Consider the following 11,539-nt stretch of genomic DNA (forward strand, 5'->3'; position numbering starts at 1 on the left):
CCCGGGACGGCTCGGCCAGGCCCCACGGTAGAGATCGCCCGGCCGGGTGCCAGGGTCTTGACACCGGGCGGCGGGGCGGGGCGGATGCCGCAGCTCAATCCGTGAGCGCTGCGAGCGCTCCATCGATGCAGGTGACGAGCGTGTCGGGCGCCGAGACGGCGGCGAGCTCGTCGCGCAGACGGCTGCCCGGGACCCATCGGATGTAGGCGTCGAACTCCGCTGCCATTTCGGGGGAGTGTCCAGCGATCGATCGGGATACGACGGCGCAGGCGTCCGGGGTGTCGGCGATCAGGGCGAGGTCGGAGTCGACACCGATCGGGGCGAGGGTGCGGACCGGCGTGGTCGCGTCCCACGTATGGGTTCCGGCGCCCACCGGGAACGGCGCGCGGTCGCCGAGGTCGACGATCGCCGTCACCCCGTGCGGAACCTGCGCCCGAACGCGGATCTGCCCTCGGATGTCGGCATCCCGCTCCCACGACACCGAGGCGCGTCCCCGGGGGGTGTCGTGCGCGACGTCGGCGTGCTCGAGAGCAGAGACGAACCATGGCTGGATCCGTACCTGCGCCCAACCGGGTTCCGCGCACGCGAGCCCGCCGACGCGACGGTGCAGCACATCGCCGACGGAACCGAGCGCGTAATGGTTGAGCGAGGTCATGCCAGAGGGGTGCAGTGAGCCGTCGGGGCGGACGGCGTCCCAGCGTTCCCACACCGTCGTCGCTCCCTGCGACAGGGGATAGAGCCAGGACGGGCACATGGTCTGCAGCAGCAATCGTTCGGCCGCCCACTCCTGTCCGTTCGACAGCAGTGCGTCGAGGACGAGCGGCGTCCCGAGGAACCCCGTCGCCATGCGGTACCCGCCGGCGCGCAGGAGGAAGGCGAGCCGCTCTGCCGCGGCGGGACGCAACGAGACCGGGAGCAGGTCGAACTCGAGGGCGAGGGCGTAAGCGGTCGGGGCGTCGGAGGCGAGGCGGCCCCGCGGGGTGACGTACGACGCGACGAACGCATCGCGCACCTCGGCAGCGAGAGCGGCGTAGCGACCGGCCGCGGACGCGTCGGCGAAGCGGGCGAGCGCGTCTGCGGTCAGCCGAGCCGAGCGGGCGAAGTAGGCCGTGGCGACGAGCCCCGGGTCGGTCTTGGCCTTATCGGGCCGGGCCGAGGTCGGATCGAGCCAGTCGCCGTACTGGAACCCGCGCTCCCACAGTCGTTCGGGTCCTGCCGCATCCGCCACGGCATCGACCCACGCTCGCATCGCGTCCGTCATCCGCTCGAGCACCCGCTGATCGCCGAACCGCTCGTGCAGAACGGTGGGGATGACGGTGACGGCGTCGCCCCAGCCGGCGGCCATCGTCTCGCCGAGACGCCCGAGCGTCTGCGGCACCACCGTCGGCACGCGGCCGCCCCGCGCGCGCTGCTCGGCCGCGACGTCTTCCAGCCAGGACGCGAAGAACGCGTCCGCGTCGAAGAGGGACGCCGCCGTCGGGGCGAACACCTGGGCATCGCCCGTCCAGCCGAGCCGCTCGTCGCGCTGCGGGCAGTCGGTGGGCAGTGCGAGGGCGTTGCCGGCGAAGCTCCACACGATGTTCTCGTGCAGGCGCGTGAGGCGCTCATCGGAGCACGAGAACCACCCTGTTCGCTTCAGGTCGGTGTGCAGCACGACGGCGGTGAAATCCGCCGGGTCGAGCTCACCCGGGTAGCCGGTGACTTCGACGTAGCGGAACCCGTGGAAGGTAAAGCGCGGCTCGCAGACGGTGTCGGCGGCGCCGTCGAGGATGAACGTGTCGGTGGCGGCGGCAGCCCGCAGCGGCCGGGTGCTCAGCCGTCCGCCCTCGAGCGCCTCCGCATGGCGCAGAACGATGCGGGTACCGGTCGGGCCCGAGACGCGGAACCGCACGCGCCCGACGAGGTTCTGGCCGAAGTCCAGCAGGACGCGCTCGGGGTCATCGCTCGCGGGCATGGCTGCGACGGGCAGAGACCGGATGTGCCGCACCGGCTCGACGTCGATGGCTTCCGGCTGCCGACCGGGTTCGGACAGGGCCGGCGTCTCCCACGCCGCATCGTCGAAGCCGGCGGCTTCCCACCCGCGCGGCCGCCGGCGGAGGTCGATCTCGTCACCGGCGTAGAGCCCACTCGAGACGAGTTCGCCATCACCGGAGAGTCGCCATCGGTCATCGGGGCGGATCTCCTCGACGTGGCCGTCGCGGTGCCGCAGGCGGAGAAGGGGTGCGACAGCGGGCTGGTCGCCGTAGAAGCGTTCCGCCGTCTCGCCGAACCCGTACGCCTCGGTGTACCAGCCGCCGGCGACCTCGACCGCGAGGGTGTTCGTCGCGCCGACGCGGACGAGGGCCGTGACATCGGTCAGATGCAGGGGGAGTCGGTGCTGGTATGCCGTCCAGCCGGGGCTCAGCACGGCGTCGTCGACCTCGACACCGTTGAGGCGAGCATGGTGGACGCCGTGCGCCGCCACCTGCAGTTCGGCGGCGACGACCGTCTCGGCGACAGAGAACTCGCGTCGGGCGAGGAACGGCTGCGCGGTACGGCGGGGGCCGGCGAGGTGCAGGAACGGAGCCGCCCACGTCCCGGAGGAGAACCCCGCGCGGATCTCGCAGGGCTCCGACCAGGCGCTCGCCGTGCCGTCGACGCCGATGACGCGGGCCTCGAGCCGGTGCGCGGCGCCGGCCCGTAGCGGTGCGAACGGCCAGTCCTCGAGGATGCCGTAGGGGCGCGTGGCCACGGTCGTCCCACCGTCGAGCCGCAGCTCGGCTCGGGTCGCCTCCCAGGCGGCAGGCGCCTCGACGAGCCACGACACGGGCGGCCGCGGTGAGGCGGCGACGGACAGATCCCGCCGCCGTCCCACGCGCAGGCCGACGATGCGTGGCTCGCGGGCGACGGTCACGACCGGCGGGCCAGGCGGCGCGTGACGAGGAGTGCGATGCCGGCGGCTCCGGTCGCGGACGCGGCGGCGAGCCACGCGAGCGGTGATGGGCCGCCCGTACTCGCCAACGCGCGGGCGTCGGTGGATCCGCCGGCCGCGGTGCCGTTGCCGCCGGACGGGGTGCCGGGTGCCGCCGAACCCCCGTCGCCCGGCGTCGCGGGCTGCGTCGGTTCGACAGGTGGTTCGACGACCGGCGCCGGCGCGAGCAGCCGAACGGCGGTGAACTCGCCCGAGTCCTTCTCGCCCGCGATGCCGCCGCCCCAGGAGAGGAATCCGGCGCGCCCGGTGCCGTCCGCCTCGTTGACGATCGCGGCGCTGCTGAGGAGTGACGTCGCCCTGTCGACGCCCCGCAACAGGCTCCACGGGATCGCCGTCTCGTACACCGTGCGGCCGGTGTCGTCATCGCGCGAGATGGCCACCGGGGCTCCCGGGACGGGGCCGGCGCCCGCATCTACGGAGAGCCAGCGGTACAGCTGCGGGCCGGCGGTCGTGAGCGCCATGCCGAACTCATGCCAGGTGGTCGCGGCCCCCGGGGCACCGCCCGCGACGGTGAACTGGATCGAATCGCCCTGCCAGATGTTCGCGCCCTGCGCCGCCTGGTCGTGCACGTCGTCCGTGACATCGGCCGAGAAGTACAGGTACTCCTCGTCCCACGTGAGCCAGGCGACAGCGGACTGGTCGGCCTCGTCGTCGGCTTCCGGGTTGGCGGAGAAGGCGATCGGCGTGACGCCGTCGAGGTCGTCGAGCGTGCCGTCGACGGTGATCGTGCGATGAGCGGCCGGCAGGACGGACGTCTGCTCGACGGGCGCGACGCGCCCCGAAGCGGTCAGCGTCACCCCGTCGACGACCGCCGTCGCGGTGAAGGGCGCGGGCCCCGCGAGCGTATCGAGAGGGACGTCGATGACGACATCCGCCTCCGGCTCGATCGTCGCCGGCGCGTCCGGCTGTCCGCCGTCGTCGGCCAGCGTGTACGACAGCGAGTCGAGCGCGCGGGGCGCGGCCGAAGCGTTCGCGACACGGATGCGGAGCACCGAGGCCCCCTCTTCGGTGAAGGCCTGCGCCGCCTGGAGCGTCACGGCTTCGCTCGCCGACGTGGCGGCGCGCAGCGTGCCGGCGTAGCGGTCGCCCTCGTAGACGCGTGCGCTCGTCTCGTACGTCCCCGCGGTCGCGGGAGCCGGGAACGAGGCCGTCGTGGTCGCGGTCTCGCCGGGAGCGGTCGTCTGGGCCGCCTCGGACCCGTCGGGCAGGACGAGACGCCACGACGACGCGGCATCCGCCCGGCCCTGCACGGTCCACGAGCCCGTGACCGGGGCTCCGACGACACCCGGGTCGAGCGTCAGTCCGGCATCGGTCTGCGCGATGGACGTGACCTCACCGCGGACGTACAGCGGTTCCGTGCCGGTCGACGCCAGCACCGGGGCGCCGGCACCGCCGGTGACGGTTTCAGCGGCACCGTACATCGTCGTCAGCTCGGCGGACCCGGCTACCTCGAGTGCCACCGTCTGCGGGGCATCCGACCACAGGACGTGGAGCGGTCCGTCGGCGGTGTCGAATCGCACCCGGCGTAGTCCCGGCAGCGGTTCGTCGCGCTCGGCGAACGTCGCCGTCGCGAGGGCGTCGGCCGCCACGGAGTAGGCGGTGAACGAGGGCTTGGGGGTGAAGGCCCCCAGCTCGTCGTCGGGGTGGTGCAGCAGGCCGAAGTTCTCCTCCGTCTCGGCGTCGTCGACGCCATCGTTGACGAGGTCGTACACGTAGTACCGGGCGGCGTCATGGGCTGCCGCGATCACGGCCGACTTCGCGATGTCGGCCGCCTGCTGGCGCTCGGGCACCGCCCGCGCGTTGGTGCCGGTCGGCCAGCCGTGCTCGGTGATCCACAGCGGCTTCGACTCGCCGCCGTTGTAGCGCCGCACCAGGGCGTCGATGCGCGTCAGCGTGTCGTCGAGCGCGTCGGCACCGACGGGGTAGCTGTAGGGGTGCAGGACGATGCCGTCGAGGTGATCGAGCGCGCCGAGCTGGAACGTCCGCTCGAGCCAGTCGGTGTTGAGGTTGGCCACCGCGGGGCCGATGACCGGCAGATCGGGACTGACCGTCTTGATCGCGGGTGCCGCGGCGGAGAGCAGGGCGACATAGTTCTCGGGCGAGACGTTGGTGTTGCCACCGAGCCCGAGATCCCACTCGTTCCACACCTCGATGCCGGTGGACATGTCGCCGAACTCCGCGGCCATCGCCGCGGCATAGTCGGCGTACGCGGCCACCGCGTCGGGGCTGACGGGGCCGTTGCCCGCGTCGTACAGGGGGTTTCCGTAGCCGGCCAGCAGCAGCGGCCGGATCCCCTGTTCGCGGGCGGGGTCGAGGAACTCCGCCCGGGCCCGCGACCAGTCGTAGACGCCCGGCTGCGTCTCGACCTCGCTCCAATAGACCTCGTCGCGCAGCTGGGCGAAGCCGCCCGTGGTCAGCGCCTGCATCGACGCCGGATCCCAGGACTGCCCGTAGTGCGTGGCGGCACCGAACCGGCCGGTCGCCGAAGCGGCGGCATCCACGTCGGGGAGGATCGCGAACGTCGTCGCGGCGTCTGCCACGTCGTCACCGGTCGCGGTCACCTCGAGGCGGTACCAGCCGCGTTCGGTGACGTCGGGCGTCAGCGCGCCATCGGCCGGTTCCGTACCGTCGTCGACGACCTGGCCCCAGCCGTCGACCACGCGCCACGCGACCGTCGGGGCCGTCGTGTCGTACCGGAACGACACCGTGTCGCCGGCGTGGAACAGGTTGCCCCACGCGTCGGGTTCGATCGAGAGCGCAGGTGCGTCTGCGGATGCCGGCGCGGCGAGCGCAACGCTGGCTGTGGCTGCGAGGGCAAGCGCGGCGGAGGCGGCGACGAGCCGCGGGACGGGACGGGGGGACGGATGCTTCGGCACGCGGTGCTCCTCATCGAGTGTTCGCGGATGGTGGACGGAAGGAAAATCGTTTGTCCAGCGGGCAGTCTGGCCGCCAGGCGCGTCGTCTGTCAACACGCGCGCCGAGACGAATCCCGGATCTCCGGCGCCTCGACACGCTCAAACACTTTTGTTTTGACGTGTCGGGCCGAGAGGTGCTAGACATCGGAGAGCAATCGTTTTTCCTGCTTGCCACTCACACCTAGGAGTTTCAATGACGAAACGTTTCCGTTCCGTCGCGGCCGCAATCGCGGTCGGAGGCCTGTCCGTCGCCGCCCTCGCGGGCTGCAGCAGCGACGCATCGGCGCCCGCCGACGGCACCGTCACGATCGAGATCGGCGACCGCCCGACCGCCGACCGGCCGGAGGACCGCGCCTACTTCGACGAGCGCGTCGCCGCGTTCGAGAAGGCGAACCCCGACATCGACCTGCAGCCCGTCGAGACGGGCTACGACGCCTCGACGTTCCAGGCGCTCGCCGCCGGCGGCAGCCTGCCCGATGTCATGAGCGTCCCGCTCACCGAGCCGCAGGGGCTCATCAAGCGCAACCAGGCAGCCGACATCACCGACGCGCTCGAGAGCGAGGGCCTGCTCGACGCGCTGAACCCGACCATCCTCGCGCTCACGAAGAACAGCGAAGACCGTGTCTTCGCGATCCCGACGAACGCGTACTCGTTCGGACTCGTCTACAACCGCGATCTCTTCGCCCAGGCGGGTCTCGACCCCGAGAACCCGCCAAAGACCTGGGACGAGGTCCGCGAGGCGGCGAAGAAGATCAGCGACGCGACCGACGCCGCCGGCTTCTCCGTGCTGACGACCGCGAACACCGGCGGGTGGCAGTTCACCGGCATGACCTACTCGTTCGGCGGGACGGTCGAGAACGAGGACGGCTCGAAGGCGACCTTCGACGACACCCCGTCGACCGACGCGCTCGATCTGCTGCAGACGATGCGCTGGGAGGACGGCACACTCCCGGAGAACACCCTCTACGACGTCCAGTCACAGGGGCAGGACTTCGCCGCCGGCAAGATCGGCATGATCCTCGGTGCGAGCGACTCGTACTACAACGTCGTCCAGAACCTGAAGCTGCCCGCCGAGCAGTTCGGCATCGGCGGGATGCCGCAGTCCAGCGGCACGCAGGGCACGCTGAGCGGTGGCACGGTGCAGATCGTCAACCCGAACGCGAGCGACGCCGAGAAGGCCGCCGCCGTGAAGTGGGTGGAGTTCTTCTACCTCCAGCGCTTCCTCGACGAGGACACCGCCGTCGACGACGCGCGCGCCTCGAACGAGGCCGGCTCGGTAACGGGCCTGCCCGGACTGCCGGTCGTCAACGCCGATCAGTACTCCGAGTACTTCACCTGGATCGCCGACTACATCAACGTTCCGAGTGAGAACTTCACGCCCTACCTCGAGGCCTCGGCCGACATCCCGATCGTGCCCGAGCCCGTGAACAACGCGCAGGAGGTCTACGGCGCGCTCGACACCGTCGTCCAGACGGTGCTCACCGACAAGGGCGCCGACATCCCCGCTCTTCTCTCCACCGCTCAGAGCGACGTCCAGTCCCGCCTGAGCCGCTGACCCGACGGGGCGGGCCGACGACCTCGGCCCGCCCCCGACCGGAGGACCCCATGACCGACGTGAGACCGCGGACCGGGACGACGACATCCGCGTCCGCATCCCCCGAGCCCGCCCCGCCGCGGCGGCGCCGCCGTTGGCGTCCCAGCCTGACGGCGCTCGCCATCGCGGCGCCCGCGATCCTCGTCTTCCTGTACTTCTCGTGGGGACCGATCGTCAGCTCGCTCGCCATGAGCGTGCAGCGCGTCGTCATCGGCGGCGAGAGCAGCTTCGTCGGGTGGGAGAACTTCGCGTACGTCCTCTCCGACCCCGGGCTGCCGCAGGCGACCCTGAACACGATCTACTACACGGTCCTCGCCGTGCTGTTCGGATTCCCGGTGCCGCTGGCCCTCGCCGTCTTCATCTCCGAGATGCGTTCGCGCAGCTGGTACTTCAGTGCGCTCGCCTACCTGCCGGTCATGGTGCCGCCGGTGGTCGCGATCCTGCTGTGGAAGTTCTTCTACGCCCCCGACGCCGACGGTCTCTTCAACACCGTGCTCGGCTGGGTCGGCATCGGGCCGCTGCCCTGGCTGAACTCGACGGCGACCGCCATGCCCTCGATCGTCCTCGAGACGACGTGGGCCGGCGCCGGCACGGCGATCATCATCTACATCGCGGCCCTCACGAGCATCCCCTCCGAGCTCTACGAGGCCGCCGAGCTCGACGGCGCTGGCATCTGGCGTCGCGTCTGGCACGTGACCCTGCCGCAGATGCGCGGCATCATCGCGACGATGCTGCTGCTGCAGATCATCGGCACGATGCAGATCTTCACCGAGCCGTTCCTCTTCACCGGCGGCGGGCCGCAGGGAGCCACCAAGACGCTGCTCATGACCATCTACGACTACGCCTTCGTGCGCGTCGACTACGGCGCCGCGACCGCGCTGAGCGTGCTGCTCGCCGCATCGCTCGGCCTGCTGTCGCTCCTCTACTTCCGACTGACCCGACGCTGGAGCCGAGCATGAGCGCCCTTCTTCCCACCCGGCGGCTCGCCCGGCGTCGCGACGTCGCACCCGATCCGCTCACACGCACCAACATCTCCGACAGCGACCGCCAGCGACCCTCGGTGCGCGTGTGGCTCGGCATCGGACAGGTCGTGGTGCTGGCTGGTCTGCTGATCGCCGGACTCGGCCCGCTCATCTGGCTCGCGCTCGCCGCGGTCTCGCCGACGCAGGACCTCATCCGCGGCCCGTTCTCGTTCTTCGCCAGCGGGACCGTGCAGTGGGAGAACCTCGCGATCGCGTGGGAGCGGGGCCGCATCGGCCACTACCTCACCAACACGGCGATCCTCGCGGCGGGATCGGTCGTCGTGACCCTCGTCGTCTCGACGACGGCGGCCTTCGTCATCACGGTGCTCCGGCCGCGGTGGGGCAAGCTGCTCTCCGGAGCCATCCTCGCCACGCTGTTCATCCCGTCGATCGTCTCGCTCGTGCCGCTGTACCTGACGGTGCGCGAGCTGCCGGTGCTGGGCGTCTCGCTGATCAACACCTGGTGGGCCGTGTGGCTGCCCGCGGGCGCAGCGGCGTTCAACGTGCTCATCATCGCCCGGTTCCTCGAGGCGATCCCCGCCGACCTCTACGAGGCGGCCCGCATCGACGGCGCCGGCCCGCTCCGCATCCTCTGGAGCATCGTGCTTCCGCTGTCGCGACCGATCCTCGGGGTCGTGGGCCTGCTGACGGTCGTGGCGTCGTGGAAGGACTACCTGTGGCCCCTCCTCGTGCTGCCCGACCCCGACAAGCAGCCGGTGTCGGTGGCGCTGCCTCGCCTTGCCGACCAGACCGAGCTGAGCGTGCAGATGGCGGCCCTGTTCCTCTCGCTGATCATCCCCGTGGCGCTGTTCCTCATCTTCCAGCGCCAGTTCCTGCGCGGCGCGAGCATGGCGGGCGGGGTGAAGGGATGAGCCGCATCCTCGTCACCGGCGCCGACGGCGAGATCGGTCGTGCGGTCAGCGACCATCTCGTCGCGAGCGGCCACCAGGTCACTGCGCTGTCCCTCGCATTCGGCGGAGAACACCCCGCGGACCGGCAGATCACGGGCGACGCGACCTCGCGGGCCGACGTCGAGGAAGCGATGCGCGACGCCGACGCGGTCGCGCACTTCGCCGCCATCCCGCATCCGAGCCTTGGCACCCCGTACGACATCTTCCGCGTCAACACCTCGGCGACGTTCAACGTGCTCACGCGCGCCGCCGAGGCGGGTGTGCACCGGGCGGTCATCGCCAGCAGCATCAACGCCATCGGCTACCCGAACAATCCGCACGACACGTTCCCGCCGGCGTTCCCGCTCGACGCCGGGACGCCGCCCGACATCGCCGACGCCTACTCGCTGTCGAAGCTGGCCGACGAGGCGACGGCCCGGTACGCCCACCGGCGGTACGGCATCGACGTCGTCGCGCTGCGGTTCCCGTTGGTGAAATGGCCGCACGTCCTGCGCGACGTCGCCGACGAGGTCCGCGCGGATCCCGTGCGGATGGCCCGCGAGGGCTGGGCGTACCTGACCATGACCGACGCCGTGCGCGCGGTGGAGCGGGCGCTCTGGGCGGATGTCGCCGGCGCCGAAGTGGTGCCGCTCAGTGCCCGCGACACCCTCCTCGACGTGCCGACGGCCGAGCTCCTGCGCCGCTACGCGCCTGCGGTCGAGCCGCCGGCGCACCTCGCCGGGCACGACGCGCTCGTCGACCTGACGACGGCGCGGACGGTGCTCGGCTTCGAGCCCCGAGAGTCGATCCACGATGGCACCGCCACCCCCTACCCGGCACTCGTGAGGAGCGACCGATGACGACAGAGCCCACGACCTTCGATCAGCCCTGGATGCCGCGCGAGAACGTCCGCATCACGGACGTGCGGGCGATCGTGACGGCGCCCGAGGGCATTCCGCTGGTCGTCGTCCGCATCGACACCGACCAGGACGGACTGTGGGGATACGGCTGCGCGACCTTCACGCAGCGCTGGCAGGCCGTCGTCGCCTTCCTCGACCACCTGCGCCCGCTGCTCGTCGGTCGATACCCCGGCGACATCGAAGACCTGCTGCGTCTGGTGCGGTTCACCGGCTACTGGCGCGAGGGACCGGTCGGCAACAACGCGCTCTCGGGCATCGACATGGCGCTGTGGGACATCGCCGGCAAGCGCGCCGGGATGCCGGTGTACGAGCTGTTCGGCGGGCGGGTGCGTGCCGCGGCCGACACCTATCTGCACGCCGAGGGCGCCGATCTCGACGAGACCACGGCGCACGCGCGCGAACTCATCTCCGCCGGCCAGCGTCACGTGCGCATCCAGACCGGCCAGCAGGGCGTCGGACATTACGGCGCGCCGCCCGTCGCGGGCTCCTTCGCGTGGGCGAAGAACCCCGCGGGCTGGCGGGTCGAGGACTATCTCGTCCGCACGCCGCAGCTGTTCGCCCACGTGCGCGAGGCGCTCGGCGACGGCGTAGAGCTGCTGCACGACGTCCACTCGCGACTGACCCCCGCGACCGCGATCGCCCTCGCCCGTTCGCTCGAGCCGTACCGGCCCTTCTTCCTCGAGGACGTGCTCGCACCCGAGCACTGGCACCGCCTGGCCGAGGTGCGGGCCGCGTCACCCGTGCCGATCGCGGTCGGCGAGCTCGCGACATCCTTCACCGACGCCGCCCGCCTCATCCGCGAGCATCACGTCGACTACATCCGCAGCCACCTCTCGGATATCGGGGGCGTCAGCGCCGCGCGCCGGCTCGCGGTCCTCGCCGACATCGAGGGTGTGCGCACGGCCTGGCATTCGCCCGGCGACGCCTCGCCGTTCGCCGTGGCCGCGGCGGTCGCGCTCGATGTGACCTCGCCGGCTTTCGGCATCCAGGAGGGTCACGTCTACAACGACGAGACCCATGAGGTCTTCCCCGGCATGATCGACATCGTCGACGGCTGGCTGACGCCCAACGACGCCCCCGGCTGGGGGATCGAGATGGACGAGGCCGCCGCCGCCCGCTTCCCCGCCGGTCTCTCCGGGCACGACGCCTGGGCCGCAGGGGTCCGCGCGCCCGACGGCGCCCTCATCGCGCCCTGAGCGTCCGCTTCTCGAACCTCCGAACCCGAAC

Annotated in this window: 7 protein-coding genes; 5 read left to right on the top strand and 2 right to left on the bottom strand. The window is 71.5% G+C overall.

Going from position 1 to position 11,539, the window contains the following annotated elements; genetic code table 11:
• Positions 1-94: 94 nt before the first annotated feature.
• Entirely contained in the window at positions 95-2,893 is a 2,799-nt protein-coding gene (locus VC184_RS01290; RefSeq protein WP_323987059.1) for an alpha-L-rhamnosidase, read from the bottom strand.
• Positions 2,890-5,847, bottom strand: a complete 2,958-nt coding sequence (locus VC184_RS01295) for a sugar-binding protein (protein ID WP_323987060.1) — start codon at positions 5,845-5,847, stop codon at positions 2,890-2,892. Before VC184_RS01295 ends, VC184_RS01290 begins: the two co-directional genes overlap by 4 nt.
• A 232-nt stretch (positions 5,848-6,079) precedes the next feature.
• Here VC184_RS01295 and VC184_RS01300 point away from each other — a divergent pair, with 232 nt between their 5' ends.
• Genes VC184_RS01300 through VC184_RS01320 form a run of 5 tightly spaced genes read left to right on the top strand, consistent with a single transcriptional unit; the run spans position 6,080 to position 11,508 of the window.
• The gene (locus tag VC184_RS01300; RefSeq protein ID WP_274178170.1) at positions 6,080-7,441 is read left to right on the top strand and encodes an extracellular solute-binding protein; all 1,362 of its coding nucleotides are present in this window, start codon (positions 6,080-6,082) and stop codon (positions 7,439-7,441) included.
• 50 nt (positions 7,442-7,491) lie between these two features.
• The gene (locus tag VC184_RS01305) at positions 7,492-8,439 is read left to right on the top strand and encodes a carbohydrate ABC transporter permease (RefSeq protein ID WP_274178171.1); all 948 of its coding nucleotides are present in this window, start codon (positions 7,492-7,494) and stop codon (positions 8,437-8,439) included.
• Positions 8,436-9,374, top strand: a complete 939-nt coding sequence (locus VC184_RS01310; RefSeq protein WP_112615917.1) for a carbohydrate ABC transporter permease — start codon at positions 8,436-8,438, stop codon at positions 9,372-9,374. Before VC184_RS01305 ends, VC184_RS01310 begins: the two co-directional genes overlap by 4 nt.
• Entirely contained in the window at positions 9,371-10,252 is an 882-nt protein-coding gene (locus VC184_RS01315) for an NAD-dependent epimerase/dehydratase family protein (RefSeq protein WP_114588988.1), read from the top strand. Before VC184_RS01310 ends, VC184_RS01315 begins: the two co-directional genes overlap by 4 nt.
• Positions 10,249-11,508, top strand: a complete 1,260-nt coding sequence (locus tag VC184_RS01320; RefSeq protein WP_323987061.1) for an enolase C-terminal domain-like protein — start codon at positions 10,249-10,251, stop codon at positions 11,506-11,508. The genes VC184_RS01315 and VC184_RS01320 overlap by 4 nt, the downstream gene beginning before the upstream one ends.
• Positions 11,509-11,539: the final 31 nt, after the last annotated feature.

The sequence above is a fragment of the Microbacterium plantarum genome (genome assembly GCF_035231185.1).
Taxonomy (GTDB): Bacteria; Actinomycetota; Actinomycetes; order Actinomycetales; family Microbacteriaceae; genus Microbacterium; species Microbacterium plantarum.

Bases quoted from the DNA above. Each gene is read 5' to 3' on its own strand.
- VC184_RS01315 (WP_114588988.1), top strand. From the start codon at position 9,371: ATGAGCCGCATCCTCGTCACCGGCGCCGACGGCGAGATCGGTCGTGCG.
- VC184_RS01320 (WP_323987061.1), top strand. From the start codon at position 10,249: ATGACGACAGAGCCCACGACCTTCGATCAGCCCTGGATGCCGCGCGAG.
- VC184_RS01300 (WP_274178170.1), top strand. From the start codon at position 6,080: ATGACGAAACGTTTCCGTTCCGTCGCGGCCGCAATCGCGGTCGGAGGC.
- VC184_RS01310 (WP_112615917.1), top strand. From the start codon at position 8,436: ATGAGCGCCCTTCTTCCCACCCGGCGGCTCGCCCGGCGTCGCGACGTC.
- VC184_RS01305 (WP_274178171.1), top strand. From the start codon at position 7,492: ATGACCGACGTGAGACCGCGGACCGGGACGACGACATCCGCGTCCGCA.